Origin of the sequence: Raineyella antarctica, assembly GCF_900092135.1 — a bacterium.
GTDB lineage: Bacteria > Actinomycetota > Actinomycetes > Propionibacteriales > Propionibacteriaceae > Raineyella > Raineyella antarctica.
In genome coordinates this window covers 1-26,225 of the sequence record NZ_FMYF01000008.1, presented here as the reverse complement: position 1 = coordinate 26,225, position 26,225 = coordinate 1, and the positions used below count along the sequence as shown (strand labels likewise).

Below are 26,225 nucleotides of genomic sequence, written 5' to 3'. Positions count from 1 at the left end.
TGGTAGCCTCGGCAGCACGTGCTCCGGGGTCGGTGTAAGTCCGAACCGGCGGTGAAAGTCCGCGACCCGGCCACCCTCGGGTGGTCGGTTGACCAGGTGCAATTCCTGGACCGACGGTGAAAGTCCGGATGGGAGGCGCACGCGTACGTGGCGACCGCTCGTCAGCTCCTGCTGGCGGGTGGCGCGTCGGCGACATCGCAGGGTCCTGCAACGACCGCTGCGAGGTCGGCGCCCGTCGTCCCGTCCGGGAGCTCCCTCCCACGTCCAGCCCCGGGGTCGCTGACCGACCGGAGGAGGACGATGGACCAGCGGAACGCCGCGCACACCCACGTGCGCCCGGATGGACCCGGCACGACGGTACCCGTCGGCGTCGAGGATCCCGCCGTCGCCACCGACCGGGAGTACCTGCGCCGGGCGATCGCGCTCGCCACCCTCTCCCCCCTCCCGGACCCGAACCCGCGCGTCGGCGCTGTCCTGGTCTCCCCCACCGGCACGGTCGTGGGCGAGGGCTGGCACCACGGGGCCGGCACGCCGCACGCCGAGGTCGAGGCGCTGCGCGCCGCCGGGGCCGCCGCGCGCGGGGCCACCGCGTACGTGTCGCTGGAGCCGTGCAACCACACCGGACGGACCGGACCGTGCGCCACCGCCCTGGTCGAGGCCGGTGTCGCACGCGTCGTCTACGCCCAGCCCGATCCCAACCCGGCCGCTGCCGGTGGCGCCACCACGCTGCGCGCCGCGGGGGTGGAGGTGCTCGGCGGCCTGCTGGCCGAGGAGGCCGAGGAGGTCAACCGGATCTGGACCCGGGCCGTACGACTCGGGCGTCCGTGGGTGACCTGGAAGGTCGCCGCCACCATCGACGGGCACACCGCCGCGGCCGACGGCAGCTCGCAGTGGATCACCTGTCCGGAGGCGCGTGCCGACGTGCACCACCGACGCGCCCTGTGCGACGCCATCGTGGTCGGTACCGGCACCGCCCTGGCCGACGACCCGCGGCTGACCGTACGGCACGCCGACGGCACCCTCGCCGAGCGCCAGCCGCTGCGCGTGGTGGTCGGTGACCGTCAGGTGCCGCCCGACGCCCGGCTGCGCTCCGACGAGGCCGAGACACTGTTCCTGCCCGGCGGCGATCCCCGTCGGGCCCTGGCGGAGCTGGATCGGGTCGGGGTCCGGCACGCCTGGCTGGAGGGTGGGGCGACCCTGGCCGCTGCCTTCCTCCGGGAGGGCCTGGTCGACGAGGTCCTGGTCTACCAGGCCCCCGCCCTGCTCGGCTCGGGCCTGCCGCTGGTCGGCGACCTCGGGGTCCGCACCCTGGCCGACGCCCTGAAGTTCACGATCACCGATGTCGGCCTGGTCGGCACCGACGTACGCATCACGATGGCACCCGCCACGAAGGAGGCCTGACCATGTTCACCGGCATCGTCGAGGAGGTCGGCGAGATCGTCGACCTCAGACACGGGGAGGAGTCCGCGGTGCTCCGCGTCCGCGGCCCGCTCGTGACCAGTGACGCCCACCACGGGGACTCGATCAGCGTCAACGGGGTCTGCCTGACCGTGACCGACCTGAACGGCGACACCTTCGGGGTGGACGTGATGGCCGAGACGCTGGCCCGCTCCGGACTGGGCGGACTGGCGGTCGGCTCCCCCGTCAACCTGGAGCGAGCCATGGCCGCGACCGGGCGGCTGGGCGGCCACCTCGTGCAGGGCCACGTCGACGGCACCGGGACCGTACGTTCCCGGACCCCTGGTGAGGCCTGGGAGGTCGTCGAGATCGCGCTGGCCCCCGAGCTGTCGCGCTACCTGGTCGAGAAGGGTTCGATCACCATCGACGGCGTGTCGCTGACCGTCGTCGAGGTCCGCCCCGACGCCTTCACGGTGTCCCTGATCCCGACCACCCTGGCCGAGACGACGCTGGGGGCGCTGCCGGTCGGGGCGATGGTGAACCTGGAGGTCGATGTGATCGGCAAGTATGTCGCTACCTACCTGGACCGGATCGGTACCGGGTGGGCCACGCAGGACGGAGACAAGTGATGAGTGAGTTGCCCGCCGGGTTCAGCCCGATCGAACGTGCCCTGGAGGAGCTGCGCCACGGCCGGCCCGTCCTGGTGCTCGACGACGAGGATCGTGAGAACGAGGGCGACGTCATCCTGTCCGCCCAGACCCTGACCGAGGAGTGGCTGGGCTGGACGATCCGGCACTCCTCGGGCTACCTCTGCGCCCCGATGACTGCCTCCCGGGCCGACGCCCTCGACCTGCCGCTGATGGTCGCCCGCAACACCGATCCGCTGCGGACCGCCTACACGGTCTCCTGCGACGCCTCCTCGGGTGTCGGCACCGGGATCTCGGCCCACGACCGGACCCGTACGCTGCGCGTGCTGGCCGACCCGGACTCCGGTCCGGCCTCGCTGATCCGCCCCGGGCACATCCTGCCGCTGCGCGCCCGCGACGGCGGCGTCCTGGAGCGGCGCGGCCACACCGAGGCCGCCGTGGACCTGTGCCGGCTGGCCGGCCTGGAACCGGTGGGTGCCATCGGTGAGCTGGTGCACGACGACGGTTCGATGATGCGGACCCCCGACGTCCTCGCCCTGGGCGAGGCCGAGGGCCTGGCCGTCATCACCATCGCCGAGCTGGCCAGCTGGCGCGAGTCCCACGACCGGGTGCAGCGCGGTGCGGTGACCCGGCTGCCCACGCCGTCCGGCGAGTTCAAGGTCGTGGGCTACAAGGACGTGCAGACCGGCGCCGAGCACATGGCGCTGATCAGCCCCCAGGGCCTGGTCGGGGCCGACGGGAGCGTCCCGGTGGTCCGGGTGCACTCCGAGTGCCTGACCGGTGACGTGTTCGGTTCGCTGCGCTGTGACTGCGGGCCGCAGCTCCACCAGTCCCTGGAGACGGTCGCCCGGCGCGGCGGCGCGGTGGTCTACCTGCGTGGCCACGAGGGCCGGGGCGTCGGCCTGCTCTCGAAGTTGCAGGCCTACCACCTGCAGGACGAGGGCCGCGACACCGTCGACGCGCAGACCGACCTCGGGCTGCCGATCGACGACCGGGAGTACGGGGCCGCCGCGGCGATCCTCTACGACCTCGGCGTGGAACGGCTGGAGCTGATGACCAACAACCCCGACAAGGTCCGCGCGCTGCGGACGGCCGGGATCGAGGTCGTCACCGTTGCCCCGTCGTGGACCGCCCCGACCGCCGACAACGAGTTCTACCTGCGCACCAAGCGCGACCGGATGGGACACCGCATCGTCCTGGACGGGGTCCCGCACACCAACAACGCTCCCCAGGAGGTCTGACATGGCCGGTTTCGGCTCCCCCCACATCACCGCCCAGGGCACCGGACGGCGCATCGCGATCGTCGGAGCCCAGTGGTACCCCGAGGTGACCGACCAGATGGTCGACCGCGCCCGGGCCGCGCTCACCGACAGCGGCGTCGCGGACATCACCGTCGTGCGTGTCCCCGGCACGTTCGAGCTCCCGGTCACCTGCCGCCGGCTCGCGGAACGGTTCGACGCCATGATTGCGCTCGGCGTCGTGGTACGCGGCGGCACGCCGCACTTCGACTACGTCTGCGAGGCAGCGACCATGGGCCTGACCCAGGTGGCGGTCGACACCGGTGTCCCGATCGGCTTCGGCGTGCTCACCTGCGACAACGAGCAGCAGGCCCTGGACCGGGCCGGGCTGCCGGACTCCACCGAGGACAAGGGGTACGAGGCGGCGATCGCCGTGCTGGCCACGCTCGACGCCATCGATGCGGTGACCGCCTAGCGTTCGGTGCGGTGAGGACCGTACGTGGCCAGCAGCTCGTCCGATCCTCGCAGGACGACCGAGGGCCGGTCGGGGGTCCACACCCCTGACCGGCCCTCTTCGTGGCTGTCGGGCCCTCCGCGGGCCGACGTCATCCGTCAGACGACGCCCTGGTCCAGCATCGCGTCGGCGACCTTGACGAAGCCGGCCGCGTTCGCGCCCAGCTGGTAGTCGCCGGGGGAGCCGTAGCGGTCGGCTGCCTCCAGGCAGCTGCTGTGGATGTCGTGCATGATCTGCTCCAACCGGGTCGCCGCGTGGTCGAAGGTCCACGAGTCCCGGGCCGCGTTCTGCTGCATCTCCAGGCCGGAGGTCGCCACGCCACCGGCGTTGGCGGCCTTGGCCGGGCCGAACAGCACGCCGGCGTCCTGGAAGGTCACGATCGCCTCGGGCGTGCTCGGCATGTTGGCACCCTCGGCGACCAGCTGGACGCCGTTCTTGACCAGCGTGGCCGCCTGCTCGCGGTTGATCTCGTTCTGGGTGGCGCAAGGCAGCGCGATCTGCACCGGCACGTCCCAGACGCTGCCGCCGGAGACGAAGTGCGCACCGGGGCGCAGGGCCGCATAGTCGGCGACCCGACCGCGCTCCTCGAGCTTGACCCGCTTGAGCAGGTCCAGGTCGATACCGTCGCGATCGACGACGTAGCCGCTGGAGTCGGAGATGGTGATCGGCTTGCCGCCGAGCTGCTGGGCCTTCTCGATGGCGAAGATCGCCACGTTGCCCGAGCCGGAGATGGCGATGGTCTTGCCGTCGATCTCCTGGTCCTTCATCTTCAGCATCTCGCAGACGAAGTGCACCAGGCCGTAGCCGGTGGCCTCGGTACGGACCAGCGAGCCGCCCCAGGTCAGGCCCTTGCCGGTGAGGACGCCGGCCTCGAACCGGTTGGTCAGCCGCTTGTACTGGCCGAACATGTAGCCGATCTCGCGTCCGCCCACGCCGATGTCGCCGGCCGGCACGTCGGTGTACTGCCCGATGTGGCGGGACAGCTCGGTCATGAAGGACTGCGAGAAGCGCATCACCTCGTTGTCGGACTTGCCGTGCGGGTCGAAGTCCGCGCCACCCTTGCCGCCACCCATGGCGAGGCCGGTCAGCGAGTTCTTGAACACCTGCTCGAAGCCGAGGAACTTGATGATGCCGGAGTACACCGTCGGGTGGAACCGCAGACCACCCTTGTACGGGCCGAGGGCGGAGTTGAACTCCACCCGGTAGCCACGGTTGACGCGGACCCTGCCGGCGTCATCGATCCACGGCACGCGGAAGATGATCTGCCGCTCCGGCTCGATGATCCGGTCCAGGATGGCACCCTCGATGTACTCGGGGTGCTGGGCGAACACAGGCCCTAGGCTCTCGAACACTTCGTGGACGGCCTGGTGGAACTCGGGCTGCCCAGGGTTGCGACGCAGGACGGTGTCGAACACCACCTGTAGGTTCTTGCGCAGAGCTTCAGGACTCACTGTGTCTCCCTCTTCACTTGACCGTAGCGGCCAGTTGGCCGCAGGCACCGTCGATCTCTCGGCCACGGGTGTCCCGTACGGTCACGGGCACGCCATGGGCCTCGAGTCGGCGTACAAACTCCTGCTCGTCCTTGCGGCGCGATGCCGTCCATTTCGAGCCGGGGGTCGGGTTGAGCGGAATCAGGTTCACATGGAACCAACCCCAGTCGCCGCGCTTCTTGAGCACTCGGGCGAGGCGATCGGCACGCTCGGCCTGATCGTTCACGTCGCGGATGAGCGCGTACTCGATCGAGACACGACGCTTCGTCGCCCGCGCATAGCGCCAGGCGGCATCCACAGCCTCGTCGACCCGCCACCGATTGTTGATCGGAACGAGGTCATTTCGCAATTCGTCATCGGGCGCGTGCAGGGACAGTGCCAGCGTGACGGGCATCCCCTCCTCTGCCAGCTTGTCGATCGCCGGCACCAGCCCGACGGTCGAGACCGTGATCCCGCGGGCGCTCATCCCGAGCCCGTCGGGCTGCGGCGCCAGGAGCGTACGGATGGCCCGGATGACCGTCGCGTAGTTGGCCAGGGGCTCCCCCATCCCCATGAAAACGACGTTGTTGACGCGTCCGGAGGCGCCGGGGACGCCACCGGCGGCGATCCGTGCGTTGGCGTCGACGATCTGCGCGACGATCTCGGCCGAGCTCAGGTTCCGCTGCAGTCCGCCCTGCCCGGTGGCGCAGAACGGGCAGGCCATTCCGCAGCCCGCCTGTGACGAAACACACACCGTCGTGCGAGACGACGACGTGCCTGTTGCCGGATAGTGCATCAACACCGACTCGACCAGCGCCCCGTCATGCAACCGCCACAGCGACTTCACTGTGGTGCCCGCATCGGCACGCAGGGCGCTGACCTCCTCCAGCAGGTGCGGGAACAGCTCGGCGGCGACCTCCTCGCGCCGGGCCGCAGGCAGGTCGGTCCACTGCGCCGGGTCGTCGGTGGAGTGCACGAACCAGTGCCGGGACAGCTGCTGGGCACGAAACGCGGGCAGGCCGAGACGGGTGACTGCGGCCTTGCGCTCGTCAACGCTGAGGTCGGCCCAGTGCACCGGCGGCTTGCCGCGGCGCGGGGCAGTGAAGACCAGTTCCGGATGTTGCCGGGGGCCGGTCTCCTCCGTGCTGTGTTCGGCTGGGGATTCGGTGGTCACGTTCACGCTCCGGGAATAAGGAAATGCATCAGGATCCAGGCGACCGGGGCGGAGAGCACCATCGCATCGATTCGGTCGGTTACGCCCCCGTGTCCGGGCAGGAAGGACCCCATGTCCTTGACGCCGAGGTCACGCTTGATCAGGGACTCGACCAGGTCGCCGGCGATCGCGGCGATCACCAGGGCGATGCCGACCAGTGCGCCGGTCCACCACGGTGTGCCCAGCACGAGGACGCCGACCACCGCCGCGAAGGCGGCCCCCAGCAGGAGGGAGCCGGCGAACCCCTCCCAGGTCTTCTTCGGGCTGATGGTCGGCGCCATCTGGTGGCGTCCGAAGAGGACGCCGGCGATGTAGCCCCCGGTGTCGGAGCAGACGACCGTGCCCAACCAGAGGATGGCCCGTCCGGCGCCGTCGGTCTCCGCGACCAGCAGGCTCGCGAATGCACCCATCAGGGGCAGGTAGGCGATGGTCAGCATGCTTGCCGCGGTGTCCTTGACGAACCCCTTCGCGCCCTTCGGCAGGCGCACCAGGAAGGACGCCAGGACCATCAGTCCCAGGCAGACCACCAGGAAGGTCGAGGAGTACTCCGGTGCCCGGCGGGTCATGATGTAGCCGCCGCCCATCATCGCCACCAACCCGGCCTCGATCACGAGGATCGCCGAGGTCATCTCGACCCGCTTCAGGGCCTGGTGCACCTCGACCGCGGCCATGCCGATCAGGGTGGTCGTCAGGATGACGAACCCGGGCATCCACCAGAGCAGGCTGCTGAGGAACAGTGTCGCGAGGATGACGCCGACGAGGATCGCCGCCGGCAGGTTACGACCTGCTCGCCCCGACTTCGGAGCGGTCGGCCCCGGCCGGGGCGAGCCTGTCGTCGACTCCGTGTCTGACAAGGTCAGACCTCGAGAAGCTCGGCCTCTTTGGCCTTCAGGATCTCGTCGATGGAGTCGGTGAACTTCTTGGTGGTCTTCTCCAGCTCGGCCTCGGCGCGCTTGCCCTCGTCCTCGCCGATCTCCTTGTCCTTGACCAGCTTGTCGATGGCCTCCTTGGCGGAGCGGCGAGCGTTGCGCACCGACACCTTGGCGTCCTCGGCCTTGGTCCGGGCGAGCTTGGTGTACTCCTTGCGTCGCTCGGCGGTCAGCTCGGGGAGGACGCAACGAATGGTGTTGCCGTCGTTGGACGGGTTGACGCCCAGATCGGAGTCGCGGATCGCCTTCTCGACGGCGTTCAGGGCGCTCCGGTCGTACGGCGTGATGAGGATCATCCGCGCCTCGGGCACGTGGAACGAGGCCAGCTGCTGGATCGGCGTCGCACTGCCGTAGTAGTCGGCCATCAGCTTGTTGAACATCGCAGGATGGGCCCGGCCGGTACGGATGGCGGCGAACTCCTCCTTGGCGAACTCGACCGCGTGTTCCATCTTGGACTTCGCTTCGGTGGTGATGTCGCCGATCACGTAGTGATTCCTTTCTCAGCATGCGGCGGTCTGCCGCAACTCACGGGGGCGGCTCGCACCGCATCTGCAGGGCAGCCAGGGGCTCGGGAAGCTGCTTCGCCCACCAGTCTGTCAGACCGACGGCGCGAAGCGGGCGACCATCGGGGCCTCACTTGCGGACAACGGTACCGATCTGCTCGCCGTTGACGACGCGCAGGATGTTGCCCTCGGTGCTCAGGTTGAAGAAGATCATCGGCAGGTCGTTGTCCCGGGCCAGGCTGATGGCCGCGGCATCGGCGATCTTGAGGTCCTTGGCCAGGTACTCGTCGTACGTCAGGGTGTCGTACTTCCTGGCCCCGGGATTCGTCTTCGGATCGCAGTCGTAGACGCCGTCCACGCCCATCTTGCCCATCAGCAGTGCGTCGACGTGCATCTCGAGCCCGCGCTGCGCGGCGACGGTGTCGGTGGAGAAGTACGGCATGCCGGAGCCTGCGCCGAAGATCACGACGCGCCCCTTCTCCATGTGCCGGTCGGCACGGCGCGGGATGTAGGGCTCGGCCACCTGGCGCATCTCGATCGCGGTCTGGACGCGGGTCGGAACGCCGGCCTGCTCGCAGAAGTCCTGCAGGGCCAGGCAGTTCATCACGGTACCCAGCATGCCCATGTAGTCGGCACGCTCACGCTCCATGCCTGACTGCTGCAGCTCGACGCCGCGGAAGAAGTTGCCTCCCCCGACGACGATGCAGACCTGGACCCCGGTACGGACCACATCGGCGATCTGGTGGGCGATCGAGTCGACCACACCCGGATCCACGCCGACCCGGCCGCCGCCGAAGACCTCCCCCGACAGCTTCAGCAAGATGCGCTTGAACGAGCTCATGGATTGTCTCCTGTCGGTGGGTGGGTCCGTCGGTGCTGGGTGACCGTCTCAGAGCTTATGCGTACAGCGTGCGCCCCGGGGCGGGACCCCGTGACGCACGCTGTACGGATGGATCAGGCTCCGGCTTCGAAGCGGACGAAGCGGGTGACCTTGAGACCGGCGTTCTCGAGCATCTTGCCGACGGTCTCCTTGTTCTCGGAGACCTCGGAGGCCTGGTCGAGCAGGACGACCTCCTTGAAGAAGCCGTTGACGCGACCCTCGACGATCCGCGGGATCGCCTTCTCGGGCTTGCCCTCCTCCTTGGCGATCTCCTCGGCGATCTCGCGCTCCTTGGCGACCTCGTCGGCGGGGACCTCGTCACGGGTGAGGTACTTGGGGCTCATGACAGCGATCTGCATCGAGGTCTTGTGCGCGATCTCGTCGTTGTCGCCCTCGTACTCCACCATGACACCGACCTGCGGGGGCAGGTCGGAGGAACGGCGGTGCATGTAGACGTTGGTCTGGCCGTCGAAGTACGCGGCGGCCTTCAGCTCCAGCTTCTCGCCGATCTTGGCGGCGAGCTCCTGGATGGCCTCCTCGACGGTCTGCCCCGAGGCGAGCTTGGCCTTGTTCGCGCTGGCCACGTCGTTCGCCTTGGCGGCCTCGACGGCCGCCACGACCTGCTCGGCCAGGGCGATGAACTCCTCGTTCTTGGCCACGAAGTCGGTCTCGGAGCCCAGCTGCACGAGGGCGCCGCCCTTGGTGGCGACCAGGCCGTTGGAGGCCTCGCGGTCGGCACGCTTGGCGGTCTTGGCCTGGCCCGCGACCCGCAGGACCTCGACTGCCTTCTCGAAGTCACCGTCGGCCTCGGTCAGGGCCTTCTTGGCGTCCATCATGCCGGCGCCGGTGGCGTCGCGAAGCTTCTTGACGTCTGCAGCAGTAATTGCCATCAGTTGTTGATCCTTCTGCGATTGTGCGGGTGGGTCACTCGGTGGCGGTTGCGGGCTTCTCCGCAGCAGCCTCGGCCGGGGCGTCCTCCGCCGGAGCGGCGGTCTCGGCAACGGCTGCCTCCGCCTCGGCGGCGGGGGTCTCGACGGCGGGAGTCTCAGCCTCGGCGGCAGGAGCCTCGTCCTCGGCGGGAACCTGGGCCTCGGCGGCGGGGGCCTCGGTCGGGGCGGGCGCCTCGGTCGCGGCAGGGGCCTCGGAGCCGGCGTTGAGCAGCTCCTTCTCCCACTCGGCCATCGGCTCGGCGGCAGCGGAGGTGGCAACCTCGCCGGCGGAGCGCGACATCAGGCCATCGGCCACGGCGTCAGCGATCACGCGGGTCAGCAGCGAGACAGAACGAATCGAGTCGTCGTTGCCGGGGATGGCGTAGTCGACCTCGTCGGGGTCACAGTTGGTGTCCAGGATGGCGACGACCGGGATGCGCAGCTTGCGGGCCTCGTCGACGGCGAGGTGCTCCTTCTTGGTGTCGACGATCCACACAGCCTGCGGGGTGCGGGTCATGTCACGGATACCGCCGAGGTCCTTGACGAGCTTGTCCTTCTCGCGGGACAGGCCGAGGAGCTCCTTCTTGGTGAGGCCGGAGCCCTGCACCTTGTCGAAGTCCATCGCCTCCAGCTCCTTCATGCGGGTGATCCGCTTGGAGATGGTCTGGAAGTTGGTGAGCATGCCGCCGAGCCAGCGCTGGTTGACGTAGGGCATCCCGACGCGGGTCGCCTGCTGGGCGATGGTCTCCTGGGCCTGCTTCTTCGTGCCGACGAACAGCACGTGGCCGCCCCGGCCGACGGTCCCCTTGACGAAGGCGTACGCCTTGTCGATGTACTTCAGCGACTGCTGCAGGTCGATGATGTAGATGCCGTTGCGCTCGTTGAAGATGAAGCGCTTCATCTTCGGGTTCCAACGACGGGTCTGGTGTCCGAAGTGGACACCGTTCTCGAGCAGCTCGCGTGCGGTTACGACGGCCATGGCCGTTCCTCCTTGCGGGCGCCCACGGGGCGCCTACGGTTCTTCCGGTACCGACTTTCGGCACCGCCTGATGCAGTCGCGCCCGCAACCCCGAAGGGACCGTACGGGACGCCCGGAACGCCGCGCCTGGGCGCGATGTCACCGGTCTGACTGCATGCGAAGTCGCCTCGATTGGTTCGAGGCGCTGGGTGCAGTCTAGTTTCCACCGGCCGATGGCGCCAGTTGGGCCCCCGCCAGCCATCACCAGGCAGGTCACGGTGCCCTCGAACGGCGTCCTCGGAGACCTGCACCGTCCACAGGCCAGGACGCTCGCCGCGCGCCGTCCACAGGGGGCACCGGCAGGAGCTCGCCAGCTCCGCGGCGGCCCACCCTCGACACGTGCGACGACTCCTGATCCTGCTCGCAACCCTGGCCCTGGTGCTCATCATGCCGGCCGCCGGTGCCCTGTCCGCCCTCGCCCTGCCGACCCCGACCGGCCCCGAGGGACTGTCCGGTGGCGTGCTCCCCGTTCCCGGTACGTTGGTGACCGCCTTCCGACCGCCACCGGAACCATGGCTGCCGGGCCATCGGGGCGTGGACCTGCTCGCCCCCGCGGGCACTCCCGTCCTGGCCGCCGCGACCGGCACGGTGACCTACGCGGGGATGATCGCCGGTCGGGGCGTCGTCGTGGTGACCCACGGTGCGTTGCGGTCGACGTACGAGCCGGTGCAGGCATCCGTACGGGTGGGGCAGCAGGTCGGGGCGGGCGAAGCGATCGGCGTCCTGCAGACCGGCCACGCCGGTTGCGTGGACTCCTGCCTGCACTGGGGGCTTCGGCGGGGTGAGGACTACCTGGACCCGATGCTGCTGCCGGTGACCGGGACAGGGGCGGTGGTTCGGCTGGTCGGGGAGGCGGAGGTCGATGCCGCTCGGCGCGAGGCTGCCGCCCGTGCGCTCGCGGAGGTGCTCGAGGCCGCCGCCCTGGCCGCCGGGACGGCCAGCACCGATGGCCCGGATCCCGGCGGCTCCAGTGGTTCCCGTGGCATCGGGGGGGCCTGGCTCGCCCCGGTACGCGGGCCGCTCACCTCGCCGTTCGGCATGCGGGTGCATCCGGTGACCGGGGTCTACAAGCTGCATGACGGGGTGGACTACGGTGCGGCCTGCGGTACCCCGATCCGGGCGCCACTGGCAGGCACTGTCACCGAGGTGACCTACCACCCGGCGTACGGGTGGCGGGCCCGCGTGGACCACGGGACAGTGGGCGGCAGCCGGCTCGTGACGTCGTTCAACCATGCCCAGGGCTACTCCGTGCGCTCCGGCCAGCAGGTGGTTCGCGGGCAGGTGCTGGGGACGGTCGGATCGACGGGCTGGTCGACGGGCTGCCACCTGCACCTGATGGCCTGGCGCGACGGTGGCCTGGTCGACCCCTCGAGGCTCGGCTGAGCAGATTGCGCTCAGGCGCGAGGATGCGCCTGCTGGAAGGCCTGCTGGAGCCTCTCGGAGGTGACGTGGGTGTAGATCTGCGTCGTTGCCAGGGAGGAGTGTCCGAGCAACTCCTGCACGCTGCGCAGGTCCGCTCCGCCCTCGAGCAGGTGGGTGGCCATCGCGTGCCGCAAGCCGTGCGGCCCCAGGTCCGGCGCATCCGTGACGAGGCCGAGGTGGCGGTGCACCAGCCGCCGGACCACCCGCGGATCGATCCGGGCACCGCGGGCGCCGAGGAAGAGCGCCGGGCCGGACCCGGCGCTGGCGAGCTCGGGACGGCGGCCCAGCCAGGCGTCCACGGCTCGCAGCGCCGGGCGGCCCATCGGGACCATCCGGTCCTTGTCGCCCTTGCCGTGGACGCGGACGAGACTACGGTCCCGGTCGAGGGAGGTCAGGTCCAGTGCGCACAGCTCGGAGACCCGCAGCCCCGAGCCGTACAGCATCTCCAGGATGGCGACGTCCCGATAGCCGAGCGGACCCTCCTGCTCGGCCGCACGGGCCTGGGCCTCGTCCATCAGCGAGGCTGCCTGGCCCTGGTCGAGGATGTCGGGCAGCGGGCGGGACGCCTTCGGTGAGGCCAGCCGCAGGCTGGGGTCGGCGGTGATCCGGCCGTCCCGGACCGCCCAGCCGAAGAACCCCCGGGCGACCGACGCCCGCCGGCTGAGGGTGGCTCGGGCCGCCCCGTCTTCCTGCTGGCCGGCGAGCCAGCCACGCAGCTCGTGGATGCTGATCTCGGACAGCGTCCCGACGCCGTGTCGGCTGACATGCCCCAGCAGTTCGGTGAGATCCCCGATGTAGGCGCGGACGGTGTGCTCCGACAGGTGGCGCTCGCCCTCCAGATGCCGCCGGTAAGCCGTGATGGCCTGCTGGAACGGCACCGCTATCTCGTCGGAGGACATGGGCATGCTCCTTACTCTTGGCCACTTCCCCGGCCGGTGCAAGGGCGCCACGCCCGGACGTCCTAGAGTGTGATGGCACGAATTTCCCCGACAGACAGGACTCAGTCATGACGAGCCTGAGCGAGCTCACCTCCGGCGGCACGATCCTCCCCATCACCCGGTGGGGAACGCCGGTGATGCACGCCCCCACGCGTCCGGTGACCGAGTTCGACGAGGAACTACGCACCCTGGTTCGCAACATGTTCGCGACGATGGAGGCCGCCCAGGGGGTCGGCCTGGCCGCCACCCAGGTGGGCGTCGACCTGGCCGTGTTCGTCTACGACTGCCCGGATGCGGACAACCACTCGCAGGTCGGTGTGGTCTGCAATCCCGTGATCGAGCTCCCCGAGGGGCGTGACCGCAAGTTGGAGTCCGCCGACGAGGGCTGCCTCTCACTGCCCGGCGGCTACGCGCCGCTGGCCAGGACCAGCCTGGCGACGTGCCGGGGCCAGGACGTCGACGGGAACCCCGTCGAGGTGCGCGGCACCGGCCTGCTGGCCCGCTGCCTGCAGCACGAGACCGACCACCTGAACGGGACGGTCTTCGGCGACCGGCTCTCCACCCGGGTCCGGAAGACCCTCTACGGCTCCCACGAGCAGCTCGCCCACCTGTACCCCGAGGACTGGCCGGTCACCCCGAAGCACACCTCGGCATGAGCCCTCGGCCTGGGACGCCGGCCGACCCCTCGGCCTGAAGCCGGCCAGACGTCGCGCCGGTGGTCAGCCCTCGGCAGACGGCCGGCCCGAGGGGCCGAGTGCGTAGCAGGCGACCGCCGACGCCGCGGCGACGTTCAGTGAGTCGATTCCGTGCCCCATCGGGATCCGGACGACCTGGTCGGCCTGTTCGATCCAGCGCCGGGACAGCCCCTCCCCCTCGGTGCCGAGCAGGATCGCGACGCGCTGGTCATCGGCCAGACTCGCGGCGACGTCGGGCAGCGGCCGGGACCGCTCGTCCAGCGCCAGGGCCAGCGTCAGGAACCCGGCCTCGTGCAACTGCGGCACGACCTGGGCCCAGGACTCGACCCGGGCCCACGGCAACGAGAAGACCGCCCCCATCGAGACCTTGATCGCCCGGCGGTACAACGGGTCAGCGGCCCGCGGCGCCAGCAGGCAGCCGTCCCAGCCCATGCCCGCGGCCGAACGGAGGATCGCGCCCACGTTGGCGTGGTCGACGATGTCCTCGCAGACCACCAGGCGTTGCATGCCCATCAGGTCGGCCTGCTGCCAGCGGGTGTGGCGCACCATCGAGGCCAGCGCACCGCGGTGGACGTGGAACCCGGTCACCTCCTCCGCCAACGCCTCCGAGACGACGTAGACGGGGACCTCGGGATGGGCGGCGAGCTGGTCGGCCAGGGAGTCGATCCACCGGGGCGCGAGGAGGAAGGATCGGGGCCGGAACCGGGCCGCCAGCGCGCGCCGGATGACCTTCTCCCCCTCGGCGATGAACAGTCCCTGCTCGACCTCCAGGGAACGACGCAGCGACACGTCGCGGAGGCGGACGTAGTCGGCGACCCGCTCGTCATGCGGGTCGGTGATCGGGACGAGGTTCAGGTCATCGGTGGACATCGTCCCCCAGTGTGCACCGCCGAGCCCGGCTCTCCCGTCCCCCGCCGCCCAGCGAGCGAGCAGGACCCCCGCCGCGGACCCGGAGCCGCGGACAGCGATTCAGGCGTGGACCGGACGCAGCAACGCCCAGGCGGTCCCGAGCGCGACGAGGGCGGCCACCACGGGCAGCCACCACACGCCAGGGGCCAGGGCGGCGACGACCGCCCCGACGGCGCACGCGCCGGCGCAGGCCAAGCCCCGGCGGTCCCGCTGCAGCAGCTCGATCACCAACGCCAGGACGACAGCTGTCAGCCACAACCCCCAGGGGTTGAGGTAGAACCAGTCCTGCAGGTGCATCGACATCTAGCGGGCCCTCGCGGTGAAGCGGCCCTGGCTCATGACCAGCCGCAGCGGCATGTCGAACGTCTCGCTCATCAGCGGTTCGGTCAGCACCTCGCGCGCCGGCCCGGATGCGACGATCCTGCCCTTCTTCAGCAGCAGCGCATGGGTGATGCCCGGCGGGATCTCCTCGACGTGGTGGGTCACCATCACACTGGCCGGGGCAGCGGCGTCCGCGGCGAGGTGCCCCAGGAGCCGGACGAGGTTCTCCCGTCCGCCGAGGTCGAGGCCGGAGGCGGGCTCGTCGAGCAGCAACAGTTCCGGATCGACCATCAGTGCCCGGGCGATCTCGACGCGCTTGCGCTCCCCCGAGCTCAGGGTCCCGAACGTACGGTCCCGCAGCTCGAGCATGCCGAACCGCTCGAGCAGGGCGTCGGCCCGCTCATGGTCGAAGCCCTCGTACTCCTCGCGCCAGCGTCCGACGACGGCGTACGCCGCGGAGACGACGAGGTCGTGCACCGTCTCCCCGCGGGGGACCCGCTCCTGGAAGGTCTGGGAGACCAGGCCGATGCGGGGCCGCAGGTCGAAGATGTTGACGGCACCCAGCACCTCGTCGAGCACGCCGGCCATACCGGTGGTGGGATAGAGGTCGCCGGTCAGCAGCCGTAGCAATGTCGTCTTGCCGGCACCGTTGGCACCGAGCACCACCCACCGATCGGATTCACCCACCTGCCAGTTGATGCCGTCCAGCAGCATCGTGCTGCCACGCCGGACACTTACATCGACCAGATCCACCACTGCGACCATGGTCCGAACCTACATGCTCGCGACCTCGCAGGCGTACACGGGGCCGGGCGGGTCCCCCAGCTGTGGCCGAGCCGTGACCCTCCGCGGGCCCGGTGCCGGCCGAAGCCGGGCCGCCTCCTGCGGTGGTGACGTAGCGTGGAGATCGTGACCCTGCTCGCCACTATCCGGTTGGTGACCCACCTGAACGTGCTCCGCCACGGCGCCCCGGCCACGGGCCCCGGCACGGGCGTCCCCAGCATCGACGTCGCGGCCCGTACGGTCCAGGGCCAGGATGCGGCGCACCACGTGACCAGCCCCGACGCACTGCTCGGGTTGCCGCCCGAGCATGCCAGCACGCTGGAGGAGGCGATGGAGGCGGCCCTGGCGTACGACTCGTCGGACTGGGTGCTGGCCCTGCCCCGGCCCGGCAAGCTGGGTCCGCTGCGCGGCCCCGCCGAATTGACCCGGGCGGCCCTGGACGCCGGCGCCGCGGTGATCCCCCGCGAGGGCGGCCCGGCCTGGGTGCCGACCCGGGTCGGTCCGGCCGTCCAGTGGGTACTGGTGCGCGCCGACCGCCCGTTCCCGCCGGTCTCCGCCGCAGAGGCCGAACATGCCCTCTCGCTCGCGATCGTCGCGGCGACCTCCGAGCTGGACCGGCTGGGGATGGTATCGGGGAGACGTCCCGGCACGACCGGGCTCCTGCTGCCGGCGGCCTACCCGGCGCGCCAGCGACACTCCGCCGACCGGGCGCTCCGCCTCGTCGAGGCGTGCGAGGCCGGGCTGGCCGACGAGTCGGGCCTGTTGCATGCCCAAGCGGTCGATGTCCGCGCCCGGACGTTGCGTACGCTGCTGAACGCCGCGCTCGACAGCCTCGAGGCCTCCTGCGCCTGGCCCCCCGATGACCTCGACGACTGAACACCGCAACGACTGAACACCTCAACGACCCGGGACCGCGCCGATCCGGCTCTTCGACGACACGGCCGGCTCGTCCGTACGCGGCCGGACGTGCAGCGAGGCCGCCCCGACGGACGGGACGGCCTCGAAGGGGTGTCCGATCAGGCGCCGGTGGCGTGCAGACCACCATCGACGTGGATGACCTCGCCGGTCGTCATCGGGAACCAGTCCGACAGCAGGGCGACCACGGCCTTCGCCGTGGCGGTGGCATCGGTGGGGTCCCAGCCCAGCGGGGCACGGGTGGCCCAGACGTCGTTGAACTCCGACCCGCCCGGGATGGCCTTCTTGGCCAGGGTATCGATCGGGCCGGCGGAGACCATGTTGGTCCGGATGCCGTCGGGACCGACGTAGCGGGCCATGTAGCGGCTGGCGCCCTCGAGCGCGGCCTTGGCGACGCCCATCCAGTCGTACGTCGGCCAGGCGACCGAGCCGTCGAAGGTCAGTCCGACGACGCTGCCGGGCCCCGTCATCAGCGGCTTGCAGGCGCGGACCAGTGAGACCAGCGAGTACGCCGAGGTGTGCAGCGCAGTCGCCACGTCCTCCCACTCGGTCGTCATGAAGTTCCCGCCCAGGGCGGTCTCGGGATTCGCGTAGGCGATGGCGTGCACGATGCCGTCGAGGCGGTCGAAGCCGGCCTCGCGCAACTGGTCGGCCAGGGCGGCGAGCTGCTCGGCGTCGGTGGCATTGAGCTCGAGTACCGGCGGCACCGGGTCGAGCTTCTTGACCACCCGTCGGGTCAGGCCCATCGCGCGGCCGAAGTTCGACACCACGACGTTCGCCCCCTCGGCCTGCGCCAGTTCGGCGACGCGGAACGCGATGGAGGTGTTCATCGTCACGCCGGTGACGAGGATGTTCTTGCCCTCGAGGATTCCCATATCTGCTCCTGTCCTGCTCTCAGTGACCCATGCCGAGGCCGCCGTCGACGGGCAGCACGGCGCCGGAGATGTAGCCCGCGCCGTCACCGGCGAGGAACGCGACGGCGTTGGCGATGTCGTCCACGGCGCCGAGGTGGCCGACCGGGATCTGCGCGTTGTACTTGGCGACCAGGTCATCACTGAGCGAGTCGGTCATGTCGGTGCTGATGAAGCCGGGGGCGACCACATTGGCGGTCACGCCGCGTGACCCGAGCTCACGGGCGACCGAGCGGGCCATGCCGACCAGGCCGGACTTGGAGGCGGCGTAGTTGACCTGGCCGGCGCTGCCGAGCAGGCCGACGACGGAGGAGATCAGCACGATCCGCCCGAAGCGGGCCTTCATCATGCCGCGGCTGGCCCGGCGGACGACCCGGAAGGTACCCGTCAGGTTGGTGTCGATGACGGCGTCCCAGTCATCGTCCTTCATCCGCATCAGGAGGGTGTCGCGGGTGATGCCGGCGTTGGCCACCAGCACCTCGACCGGGCCGAGTTCCTTCTCGATGGTCGCGAAGGCCGCCTCGACCTGCTCCTGGTCGGTGATGTCGCAGGGCACGCCCAGGACGCCTTCGGGTACGTCTCCGTTTCGGGAGGTGGCCGCGACGCGGTAGCCGTCGGCCAGGAGTCGGGCCGCGATGGCGCGGCCGATCCCGCGGTTGCCGCCGGTGACGAGGGCGACCCGGCCGCCGCTGGGGGTCTCTGGTGCAGTACTCACCGGGTCACGCTAGCAGGCCACGACCCGGTGGCACCGTCGACCGCCGGCGCTCGGCACGGGCCGCCCGGCCCCGGGGGGTCCTGGTTGTCCGTGCCACAGCGGGCCGCTGAACCTATAGTGGCGGCGTGGCATCGTCAGGCAGGGGCCCGCGCAGGTCGCGTACGCGGCCGGTCCTGATCACGAGTGCGCCCGTGTCCGCCGAGGAGGACCTCAGCCGTCGGCAGACGAAGTACTTGGCCCTGATGTCGCTGCGGGTGATCTGCTTCGTCGCGGCGATCTTCCTGCACGGCGCCTGGCGCTGGGTGGCGGTCGGCGGCGCCGCGTTCCTCCCGGCGATCGCCGTGGTGATCGCCAATGCGATCGACCTGCGTGCCAAGAAGGGCGGCGAGGTACCGCAGGTGACCCAGCCTGCTTCGGACCAGGCCATGATCGAGGGCTCCACGACGCCCGAACCGCCGATCATCATCCCGGGGGAAGCGGAGCCGGACGAGCTCCGCCCCGGACCGGACGACCCGAGGGACAGACGGCGAGCCGACCCGGGATCAGCCGCCGATCGCTGACATCGGCCGGTCGGGCTGCAGGAAGCTCGGGTCGTCGATGCCGTGTCCGGCCCGCTTGACCGCCACCGACCGGATCCACTGCTCGGCCACCGTCTCGTCGTCGGCACCGCTGCGCAGGGCGGCCCGCAGGTCGTCCTCGCCGCGGGAGAACAGGCAGTTGCGCAGCTGGCCGTCAGCGGTCAGCCGGACCCGGTCGCAGGCACCACAGAACGGCCGGGACACCGAGGCGATGATCCCGATGACCTGCTCGGTCCCGCCGACCCGGAACATCTCCGAGGGCGCGCTGCCGCGGGCGATCCCCTCTCGGCTCACCGGGGTCAGCCGGTGGCCGGCGAGGGCCGCCATCACCTCGTCGGCGGTCACCATCGTGTCGCGGCGCCAGCCGTGCTGGGCATCGAGGGGCATCTGCTCGATGAACCTCAGCTCGACACCCTCCCTGCCTGCCCACTCGACCAGGGCCGGTGCCTCGTCGTCGTTGATCCCGCGCATCAGCACGCTGTTGACCTTGACCGGCGCCAGTCCTGCCTGCGTGGCCGCGCGGATCCCGGCGAGGACGTCGGCGTGGCGCTTGCGCCGGGTGATCTGCCGGAAGCGCTCGGGGTCGAGGGTGTCGAGCGAGACGTTGATCCGGTCCAGTCCGGCGTCGCGGAGGCGCTGCGCCCGCTGGGCCAGCCCGATCCCGTTGGTGGTCAGCGCGATCACGGGGCGGGGCGCAAGATCGGCGATCGCGGCGATGATCTCGGTGAGGTCCGCCCGCAGCAGCGGCTCACCGCCGGTCAGCCGGACGGTCCGGATGCCGAGCCGCTCGACCCCGATCCGGACCAGGCGGACCAGTTCCTCGTTGGTCAGCAGCTCCTCGTCCGGGGTCCAGTCCAGTCCCTCGGGCGGCATGCAGTACGTGCAGCGCAGGTTGCAGCGATCGGTCAGGGACACGCGCAGGTCGGTCGCGACACGGCCATGGCGGTCGGCCAGTCGTGACATCGTTCGCGTGGTCCCTACCTGTGACATGCATCGCAGTGTAGGCCAGGCACCCTGAAGGCGGTCCAGACCCCACTGCACGGGAGCCTCGGGCCCCATGCCATGATCGAGGCACGTCGACCCGGGAGGAGAACGATGACGGAGGAGTGGGCGAGTCTCACCGACTGGATTGGCATCCTTGCCCATCACATCGACACCGACGACTTCGAGCTGAGCAAGGATGACATCCTGACCCTCCTCGACCTGGCCAGGGATGCTTCCCACCAGGTGGAGCGGGCGGCCTCGCCGCTGACCATGTTCCTGGTCGGCGTGGCTGTGGGACGTGGCGGCAGTCTCGGCAAGGTCGCGGCGCAGGCCACCGCCCTGGTGCTCAGCCTCGATGACCACACCGCCGACCCGGAGTCCGAGGACGTCGACATCGACGCCGACATCGACGCGGAACCCGACATCGACGCCGACGTACAGTAGCGCCCCGGTGTTCCGGCACAGGGAGAGCCTCCCTGGGCGGGGACCTGGTCCCGGTCCACGTGGGTCGGGACGATCGGCGGCTGCTGTGACGGCCCGGCTAGGCTCTTGCAGGTGGGCACGTACTGGAAGCGCTGGGTAGGGCTGGTCATCTTCGCCGTGGTGTTGGTGACAGCCTTCGTCCGGCTGGGCGAGTGGCAGCTGAACCGGCTGGAGACCAAGCGCGAGCGCAATGCCACCGTGGTCGCCCAGCAGAAGGCTCCGGTGGCATCTTTCGCCGAGGCCTTCCAAGGCTCGATCACACCGGACAAGCAGTACCGCCGGGTCTCCGTACAGGGCACCTTCGACCCGGCCCACCAGCTCCAGGTCCGCTACCGGACCAGCGACGGTCGGTCCGGGTACGAGGTCGTGGCCCCGCTCCGGACCACCTCGGGCGACTGGCTGCTGGTGGACCGCGGATTCACACCGCGCCCCGCGAGCGGCCCGCTGCCCGACGCCGGCAGCATCCCGCCCCCGCCGAGCGGTGTGGTCACCGTCGAGGGCTACGTCATGGCTGACGAGACCGGGCCGGCGAACGCCACCGCTCCGGCCGATGGCTCGGTCCGGCTGGTCAATCCCCCGGCGATCGCGGCCTGGTCCGGGCTTCCCCTGGTCGACGGCTACCTGAACACCACCTCCACCACCCCCGCCGACGGCAGTGGGCTGGTACCGGTAGCGCTCCCCGAGCTCACCGAGGGCCCGCACATGTCCTATGCCATCCAGTGGTTCAGCTTCGCGCTGATCGGCGTCGTCGGGACCTTCATCCTGATCGGCAAGGACGCCCGCGAGATCATCACCGGGCGCCGGCGCCGCCGGGCCGCGGGCACCGACTCCCCCGAGGATTCCGGCTCCGGCGCGGAGGCGTCGCGGTCGGTGGACTCCTCCGTCGGCTGAGGTCGGTGATGCTCGCCGATGTGGCCGACCTGCTCACGTGTCCGCAGTGCGGCAGCGAGGCCGGCTCCCCGCTGACCCTCGAGGGACGTACGTTGCACTGCCCCCGGGGCCACAGTTTCGACCTGGCCCGGCAGGGCTACGTGAACCTGCTCACCCACGCCGCGCCGGCGAATGCCGACACCGCCGACATGGTGGCAGCCCGGGACCGCTTCCTGTCCTCGGGTGCCTATGCGCCGATCAGGGACGAGCTGGCGCGCCGGGTCGGAACGGTCCGTACCGTCCTGGAGGTCGGTGCGGGGACCGGGTACTACCTGGCCGGATGCCTGGGCCCGGCCACAGCCGCGGGTGGCCGTGGGCTGGCCCTGGACATCTCCCCCGCCGCCGCTCGTCGCGCGGCTCGCGCCCACCCGCGGATCGGCGCGGTGGTCGCGGACACCTGGGCCGGCCTGCCCGTACGCTCCGGCAGTGTCGACGTGCTGCTGGCGGTCTTCGCGCCACGCAACCCGGCCGAGTTCGCCCGTGTCCTCGCCCCACAGGGTCGCGTGCTGGTCGCGCTGCCACTGCCGGACCACCTGGCCGAGTTGCGTGCCGAGCTCGGTCTGCTCGACATCGAGGCAGACAAGGAGTCCCGGCTGCTCGCCCAGTTCGCCGGCCACCTGCAACCCGCGGGCCACGTCGACGTCCGGTTCGAGCTCACGCTGTCCGCCCCTGCCGCCCAGGACCTGGTCGCGATGGGGCCCAACGCCTTCCACGGACGAAAGCGTGACTCCGGAGCGGATGATGTCGAGGCGGGTCCGAGGACCGTCACCGTGGCCGTCCGGATCCGCGCGTTCACCCGCTCCTGAAGCGCCGGCCGCAGGGGGCAGCGGCTCAGAGGTCCGGCGTGCCGGCGAACTGGGTGCGGTACAGCTCGGCGTACGCCCCCCGCCGGGCCAGCAGCTGGATGTGCGTGCCGCGCTCGATGATCCGCCCCTGCTCGACCACCAGGATCTCGTCGGCATTGCGGACCGTCGAGAGCCGATGGGCGACGACCAGACTGGTGCGATGCTCCATGGCACCGTCCAACGCCCGCTGGACCGCCGCCTCGGATTCTGAGTCCAGGTGCGCGGTGGCCTCGTCGAGCACCACGATCGGAGGCGCCTTCAGCAGCAGCCGGGCGATCGCCAGTCGCTGGCGTTCGCCACCCGAGAGCCGGTAGCCGCGCTCCCCCACCAGGGTGTCCAGGCCGTCGGGCAGGCTGCGGACCAGGTCGTCGATGTGCGCGGCAGCCAGGGCCTGCCACAGCTGCTCGTCGCTCGCGTCCGGACGGGCGTAGCGCAGGTTGGCCCCGACCGTGTCGTGGAACATGTGCGCGTCCTGGGTCACGTAGCCGACCAGCGACTGCAGCGAGGTCGTCCGCAGGTCGCGGACGTCGACGCCCGCGACTCGGACCGCCCCGCCGGTCACGTCGTAGAGCCGGGCGACCAGGTGCGTCAGGGTCGTCTTGCCCGATCCTGAGTGCCCGACGACGGCAGTGGTACTGCCCGGATCGATCCGGAAGCTGATCCCGCGCAGCACCGGCTCGCCCGGCAGGTGGTCGGGCAGGGCGACCGCCTCCAGCGATGCCAGGGAGACGTCCTCCGCCCGGGGGTAGGCGAACCAGACGTCATCGAACTCGACCGATGCGTCCGGCCCGGGCTCGACCGCATCCGGCTTCTCCTGGATCGCCGGAGGCAGGTCCAGGATCTCGAAGACGCGCTCGAAGGAGACCAGTGCCCCCATCACGTCGATCCGCACGTTGGTCAGCGCGGTCAGCGGACCGTACAGCTGGCCCAGCAGCCCTGCCAGCGCGGTCAGGGTACCGACGGTGAGAGTCCCCCCGATCGCCATCAGTCCGCCGCCGCCGTAGACCATCGCGGTGGCGAGGGCGGCCACCAGGGTAAGCGAGGTGATGAAGAACCGGCCGTTCATGGCGATCTGGACCGACACGTCCCGTACGTCGCCGGCACGCGCGGCGAAACTGTCGTGCTCCTGCTCGGGACGACCGAAGAGCTTGACCAGCAGCGCCCCGGAGACCGAGAACCGTTCGGTCATGGTGGCCGACATCTCGGCGTTGTCACTCATCTGGCGCCGGGTCAGGTCGGCCAGCCTGCGCCCGACCAGCCGGGCCGGGAACACGAACAGCGGCAGCAGCACCAGCGCCGCCACGGTGAGCTGCCAGCTCAGGGCCAGCATCGCGCCGAGGGTCAGCAGCAACCCGAAGACGTTGGAGACGACGCCGGACAGCGTGGAGGTGAAGGCGCGCTGGGCGCCGATCACGTCGGAGTTCAGGCGCGAGACCAGCTTGCCGGTCTGCGTACGGGTGAAGAACGCCAGCGGCATCGCCGAGACGTGGTCGAACACCGCGGTGCGCAGGTCGTAGATCAGGCCCTCCCCGATCCTGGAGGAGCACCAGCGCTGCAGCAGGCCGAGCCCGGCATTGGCGAACGCGACGGCCGCCACCACGAGCGCCATCCGTACCACGACGCGACTGTCGCCGGCCAGGACGCCCCGGTCGATGATCTCCCGGAACAGCAGCGGCGGGGCGATCGCGAGGCCGGCCTGGACGATCACCACCGCGACGAAGAGCGTGATCAGGCCCCAGAACGGACGGGCGTACGCCAGGACGCGCCGGACGGTTCCGCGGGCGAGCCGCTGGCTCCCGGCCTCGTCCCCCTTGGACATCATCCGCATCACGTGGAACGGGGAGGACATGCTCATCGGCGTACCGGATTCCTGACTGGCCGCCCGGTGCGGCGGGTCACGGCCGGTCCTTCGCCTCTTCGGCCGCCTTCGCCTTGGCCGCCTTCTTCTTGCCGTGGGCCTTGCCGCCCTTCTTCGTGGCGGCCGAGCCGGACTTGCCCTTGTGCTTCTTGCCCTCGGCGCCGGTCCCCTCGTCGGACGTCGACCCGTGGCCGGACCTGTCCTTGCCCGCCTTCTTGTCCTTGCCACTGGACTTGTCCTTGCCACTGGACTTGTCCTTGCCCGCCTTCTTGTCCTTGCCCGCCTTCTTGCCCTTGCCCGCCTTCTTGCCCTTGGCACCGGCGCGATCGGGGTCCTGCTTGACCAGCACGCCCAGCGGCGGGGTCGGCAGGCTCCACTCCGCCAGAGTCGGCGTCGGCGAGGGCGAACGGTCCAGGTCGCGCTGTCCTGCGTCCCGATGGGTGGCGGGGCCCGCGAACCCCTCGGTGCCGAAGAAGTCACGGGCCTGCTCGGCCTCGCGAACCGCGTCGACCCGGGTCATCCGCTCGGCGCGCTCGGACTCCGCCTGGCTCCCGCGTGTCGCACCCCCCCGGGCACGCAGCGGCACACCGGCCTCCTTGAGCAGGCCCTGGACGAAGCCGTAGCTGCGTCCGGTGTCTGTCGCCAGGGACCGGATCGCCTCCCCTGCCTGGTAGCGACGTACGTACGAGAGCTTGAGTCGCTCGCGCTCCTCACCGGTGATGCGTGATCCCTTGGTACTCGGTACCATCCCGCTCCCCTTCGTCTCCGTCGTGCCGGCCATGGTAGCAGCGCGTCCCGGCTCGACCGGGAACCGAGGAGGGCCCAGGAGCGGACCCGCCGGTCTCCGGTGGGGCCGTCCCGCAGCTGTGGACGCTCCTATGGTCTGTCAAGGACTGGTGGGTGTTCGAGGAGGCGGTAGAGGTCGCGGGCGATGTAGCGCTTGAGGCAGCGTTTGATCTCGCGTGGGGTCTTGCCCTGGGCGGTGCGGCGGGCGGTGTAGTCCTTGGTCGGCTGGTGGTAGCGCTGACGGGACAGGACGATGGTGTGCAGTGCCCGGTTGAGTTGTCGGTCCCCATGGCGGTTGAGTCGGTAGCGGGTGGTGGTCTGGCCGCTGTTGGCGGGGATCGGGGCGACGCCGGCCAGCATCGCGAACGCTGCTTCGGAGTGGATCCGGCCAGGGTGGGACCAGGCGCACAACACCACGGCGGCGACGATCGGGCCGACGCCGAGTTGGTCGAGCAGGTCGGGTCGCCAGCGCTTCACGATGGCCAGGATCGCTGTTTCGTGGCCGGCAGCCTCGGTCTGCAGGCCCTGGCAGCGGCGCGCGAGCTGGCGCAGCACGCGCGCCGTGGTGCTGGTCTCGGTGTCCCAGCTGGGCTGGATGCGTAGCTTGGCGGCGATACGGACCTGCTCGACCGGCCGGTGGCCGCGCAGCTTGGCGCGCAGGACCTCAGGGGCGGCGATGGTCAGGCTGAACAGTTGGCGCATGGTCACGGTGTAGGCATCGACCGCGGAGCCACGCGCGGCGAGCAGCACGGAGAGGGCTTGTCGGTCCCCGGCCGCCCGGGGTGTGCCCAGCACGGGCCGGGCCAGGGCTTCACGGGCGGCGCGGACCGCGTCGATCTTGTCGGACTTCGCCCCGTGGCGGCGCTGGGTGCGTTCGGGCCGGTCCAGCTCCACCACGTACTCCTCGCCGGCCGCCAGCAAACGGGTCAGTCCGGCGCCGTGGCCGCCGGTGCCCTCGATCGCCCACGCGCGCAGCGCGCCGTGCTCATCAGCGAAGTCGATCAGTGCGCGGTAACCCTCGGGGGTGGTCGGGACGCTCAGGTCGGCCAGCGCGGCACCGGTGTGGGCATCGATCACTGCGGCTGTGTGGGTCTCGACGTGGGTGTCGACCCCGATGACGAAGTCGACGACTTCGGCCAGACTGGTCATGCGTTCTCCCTTGCTCCGGAATGGACGTGGTTCCGGTCCGGGAGGAGTCACGGCAGGACTGTGACGGGACACCTCAGGTGCTGTGAACACCTGAGGGTCAAGCTCCTGATCAGGCCAACAAGGCTCCGACCGGGCCGGGGTCGGCCACCCGTGACGGACAAGTCCACTGAAAGGCACACAGGCCAGTCAGGCCAAGGGTCACGTCACCAGGTGGCTTCCCCACAGCCCATCACCAGACGAGCTGTACCGCCATCCTCACAGTCAG

Annotated in this window: 28 protein-coding genes and 1 riboswitch; of the genes, 11 read left to right on the top strand and 17 right to left on the bottom strand. The window is 70.5% G+C overall.

The window, feature by feature from the left end:
* The first annotated feature begins 15 nt into the window (after positions 1-15).
* Positions 16-144, top strand: a riboswitch (FMN riboswitch).
* Between the two features lie 156 nt (positions 145-300).
* From ribD to ribH, 4 genes are read left to right on the top strand one after another with little or no spacing between them, the layout of a single operon-like run.
* Positions 301-1,401, top strand: a complete 1,101-nt coding sequence (gene ribD / locus GA0111570_RS12125; RefSeq protein ID WP_092611512.1) for a bifunctional diaminohydroxyphosphoribosylaminopyrimidine deaminase/5-amino-6-(5-phosphoribosylamino)uracil reductase RibD — start codon at positions 301-303, stop codon at positions 1,399-1,401.
* A 2-nt stretch (positions 1,402-1,403) separates the two neighbouring features.
* Complete coding sequence (locus GA0111570_RS12120; protein ID WP_092611509.1) at positions 1,404-2,027, top strand: riboflavin synthase; 624 nt, start codon at positions 1,404-1,406, stop codon at positions 2,025-2,027.
* The gene (gene ribB, locus GA0111570_RS12115) at positions 2,027-3,286 is read left to right on the top strand and encodes a 3,4-dihydroxy-2-butanone-4-phosphate synthase (RefSeq protein ID WP_092611506.1); all 1,260 of its coding nucleotides are present in this window, start codon (positions 2,027-2,029) and stop codon (positions 3,284-3,286) included. The genes GA0111570_RS12120 and ribB overlap by 1 nt, the downstream gene beginning before the upstream one ends.
* A gap of 1 nt (position 3,287) precedes the next feature.
* Positions 3,288-3,758, top strand: a complete 471-nt coding sequence (ribH, locus tag GA0111570_RS12110; RefSeq protein ID WP_092611479.1) for a 6,7-dimethyl-8-ribityllumazine synthase — start codon at positions 3,288-3,290, stop codon at positions 3,756-3,758.
* A gap of 137 nt (positions 3,759-3,895) precedes the next feature.
* Here ribH and gdhA read toward each other — a convergent pair whose 3' ends face one another.
* The 7 genes from gdhA to rpsB all read right to left on the bottom strand — a co-directional run bounded on the left by gdhA (position 3,896) and on the right by rpsB (position 10,699).
* On the bottom strand, positions 3,896-5,233 hold the full coding sequence (gene gdhA, locus GA0111570_RS12105; protein ID WP_092611835.1) for an NADP-specific glutamate dehydrogenase: 1,338 nt from the start codon (positions 5,231-5,233) through the stop codon (positions 3,896-3,898).
* A gap of 28 nt (positions 5,234-5,261) precedes the next feature.
* A complete protein-coding gene (gene rlmN / locus GA0111570_RS12100) occupies positions 5,262-6,440 on the bottom strand; it encodes a 23S rRNA (adenine(2503)-C(2))-methyltransferase RlmN (protein WP_483880031.1) in 1,179 nt (392 codons plus the stop codon).
* A gap of 2 nt (positions 6,441-6,442) precedes the next feature.
* Complete coding sequence (locus GA0111570_RS12095; RefSeq protein ID WP_092611474.1) at positions 6,443-7,333, bottom strand: phosphatidate cytidylyltransferase; 891 nt, start codon at positions 7,331-7,333, stop codon at positions 6,443-6,445.
* Between the two features lie 2 nt (positions 7,334-7,335).
* Positions 7,336-7,890, bottom strand: a complete 555-nt coding sequence (gene frr / locus GA0111570_RS12090; protein WP_217634156.1) for a ribosome recycling factor — start codon at positions 7,888-7,890, stop codon at positions 7,336-7,338.
* A gap of 151 nt (positions 7,891-8,041) precedes the next feature.
* Entirely contained in the window at positions 8,042-8,752 is a 711-nt protein-coding gene (gene pyrH / locus GA0111570_RS12085) for a UMP kinase (protein WP_092611467.1), read from the bottom strand.
* A gap of 113 nt (positions 8,753-8,865) precedes the next feature.
* The gene (tsf, locus tag GA0111570_RS12080; RefSeq protein WP_092611464.1) at positions 8,866-9,681 is read right to left on the bottom strand and encodes a translation elongation factor Ts; all 816 of its coding nucleotides are present in this window, start codon (positions 9,679-9,681) and stop codon (positions 8,866-8,868) included.
* 34 nt (positions 9,682-9,715) lie between these two features.
* Positions 9,716-10,699, bottom strand: coding sequence for a 30S ribosomal protein S2 (gene rpsB, locus GA0111570_RS12075; protein WP_092611461.1), 984 nt, complete (start codon positions 10,697-10,699; stop codon positions 9,716-9,718).
* A 378-nt stretch (positions 10,700-11,077) separates the two neighbouring features.
* Here rpsB and GA0111570_RS12070 point away from each other — a divergent pair, with 378 nt between their 5' ends.
* The gene (locus GA0111570_RS12070) at positions 11,078-12,121 is read left to right on the top strand and encodes a peptidoglycan DD-metalloendopeptidase family protein (protein WP_092611458.1); all 1,044 of its coding nucleotides are present in this window, start codon (positions 11,078-11,080) and stop codon (positions 12,119-12,121) included.
* Between the two features lie 11 nt (positions 12,122-12,132).
* Here GA0111570_RS12070 and GA0111570_RS12065 read toward each other — a convergent pair whose 3' ends face one another.
* Positions 12,133-13,059, bottom strand: coding sequence for a tyrosine recombinase XerC (locus GA0111570_RS12065; protein ID WP_092611455.1), 927 nt, complete (start codon positions 13,057-13,059; stop codon positions 12,133-12,135).
* Positions 13,060-13,166: 107 nt separating this feature from the next.
* Between GA0111570_RS12065 and def the strand changes: the two genes are divergently transcribed.
* Complete coding sequence (gene def / locus GA0111570_RS12060) at positions 13,167-13,754, top strand: peptide deformylase (protein WP_092611452.1); 588 nt, start codon at positions 13,167-13,169, stop codon at positions 13,752-13,754.
* 63 nt (positions 13,755-13,817) lie between these two features.
* Here def and GA0111570_RS12055 read toward each other — a convergent pair whose 3' ends face one another.
* The 3 genes from GA0111570_RS12055 to GA0111570_RS12045 all read right to left on the bottom strand — a co-directional run bounded on the left by GA0111570_RS12055 (position 13,818) and on the right by GA0111570_RS12045 (position 15,788).
* Positions 13,818-14,663 (bottom strand): TrmH family RNA methyltransferase, encoded by an 846-nt coding sequence (locus GA0111570_RS12055; protein ID WP_092611449.1) that lies wholly within the window; start codon positions 14,661-14,663, stop codon positions 13,818-13,820.
* Positions 14,664-14,762: 99 nt separating this feature from the next.
* Positions 14,763-15,005, bottom strand: a complete 243-nt coding sequence (locus GA0111570_RS12050) for a hypothetical protein (protein WP_092611446.1) — start codon at positions 15,003-15,005, stop codon at positions 14,763-14,765.
* On the bottom strand, positions 15,006-15,788 hold the full coding sequence (locus GA0111570_RS12045; RefSeq protein ID WP_092611443.1) for an ABC transporter ATP-binding protein: 783 nt from the start codon (positions 15,786-15,788) through the stop codon (positions 15,006-15,008).
* A gap of 135 nt (positions 15,789-15,923) precedes the next feature.
* Between GA0111570_RS12045 and GA0111570_RS12040 the strand changes: the two genes are divergently transcribed.
* Positions 15,924-16,682 carry a hypothetical protein gene (locus GA0111570_RS12040; protein ID WP_092611440.1) on the top strand — a complete coding sequence of 253 codons (759 nt, stop codon included), beginning with the start codon at positions 15,924-15,926 and terminating at the stop codon, positions 16,680-16,682.
* 140 nt (positions 16,683-16,822) lie between these two features.
* On the opposite strand, the gene fabI is transcribed toward GA0111570_RS12040, so the two are convergent.
* Together fabI and fabG are read right to left on the bottom strand one after the other, a co-directional pair.
* Positions 16,823-17,596 (bottom strand): enoyl-ACP reductase FabI, encoded by a 774-nt coding sequence (fabI, locus tag GA0111570_RS12035; protein ID WP_092611437.1) that lies wholly within the window; start codon positions 17,594-17,596, stop codon positions 16,823-16,825.
* A 19-nt stretch (positions 17,597-17,615) separates the two neighbouring features.
* Positions 17,616-18,347 (bottom strand): 3-oxoacyl-[acyl-carrier-protein] reductase, encoded by a 732-nt coding sequence (fabG, locus tag GA0111570_RS12030; protein ID WP_092611434.1) that lies wholly within the window; start codon positions 18,345-18,347, stop codon positions 17,616-17,618.
* Between the two features lie 125 nt (positions 18,348-18,472).
* Between fabG and GA0111570_RS12025 the strand changes: the two genes are divergently transcribed.
* Entirely contained in the window at positions 18,473-18,907 is a 435-nt protein-coding gene (locus tag GA0111570_RS12025; protein WP_092611431.1) for a DUF3099 domain-containing protein, read from the top strand.
* On the opposite strand, the gene moaA is transcribed toward GA0111570_RS12025, so the two are convergent.
* Positions 18,890-19,915: a GTP 3',8-cyclase MoaA gene (moaA, locus tag GA0111570_RS12020; RefSeq protein WP_217634146.1), complete on the bottom strand. Its 1,026-nt coding sequence runs from the start codon at positions 19,913-19,915 to the stop codon at positions 18,890-18,892. The two genes, GA0111570_RS12025 and moaA, sit on opposite strands and share 18 nt — an antisense overlap.
* 105 nt (positions 19,916-20,020) lie before the next feature.
* Here moaA and GA0111570_RS17855 point away from each other — a divergent pair, with 105 nt between their 5' ends.
* The 3 genes from GA0111570_RS17855 (at position 20,021) to GA0111570_RS12005 (ending at position 22,128) form a co-directional block, all read left to right on the top strand.
* The gene (locus tag GA0111570_RS17855; RefSeq protein ID WP_217634145.1) at positions 20,021-20,353 is read left to right on the top strand and encodes a DUF6457 domain-containing protein; all 333 of its coding nucleotides are present in this window, start codon (positions 20,021-20,023) and stop codon (positions 20,351-20,353) included.
* Between the two features lie 111 nt (positions 20,354-20,464).
* The gene (locus GA0111570_RS12010) at positions 20,465-21,283 is read left to right on the top strand and encodes an SURF1 family cytochrome oxidase biogenesis protein (RefSeq protein WP_175557472.1); all 819 of its coding nucleotides are present in this window, start codon (positions 20,465-20,467) and stop codon (positions 21,281-21,283) included.
* 8 nt (positions 21,284-21,291) lie between these two features.
* The gene (locus GA0111570_RS12005; protein ID WP_092611422.1) at positions 21,292-22,128 is read left to right on the top strand and encodes a putative RNA methyltransferase; all 837 of its coding nucleotides are present in this window, start codon (positions 21,292-21,294) and stop codon (positions 22,126-22,128) included.
* 25 nt (positions 22,129-22,153) lie between these two features.
* Here GA0111570_RS12005 and GA0111570_RS12000 read toward each other — a convergent pair whose 3' ends face one another.
* From GA0111570_RS12000 to GA0111570_RS11990, 3 genes are all read right to left on the bottom strand, one after another.
* A complete protein-coding gene (locus tag GA0111570_RS12000) occupies positions 22,154-24,016 on the bottom strand; it encodes an ABC transporter ATP-binding protein (RefSeq protein WP_245703182.1) in 1,863 nt (620 codons plus the stop codon).
* Positions 24,017-24,062: 46 nt separating this feature from the next.
* The gene (locus GA0111570_RS18110; RefSeq protein WP_245703181.1) at positions 24,063-24,773 is read right to left on the bottom strand and encodes a helix-turn-helix domain-containing protein; all 711 of its coding nucleotides are present in this window, start codon (positions 24,771-24,773) and stop codon (positions 24,063-24,065) included.
* A gap of 128 nt (positions 24,774-24,901) precedes the next feature.
* Positions 24,902-25,960 carry an IS110 family RNA-guided transposase gene (locus GA0111570_RS11990; protein ID WP_092605118.1) on the bottom strand — a complete coding sequence of 353 codons (1,059 nt, stop codon included), beginning with the start codon at positions 25,958-25,960 and terminating at the stop codon, positions 24,902-24,904.
* Between the last annotated feature and the right edge of the window lie 265 nt (positions 25,961-26,225).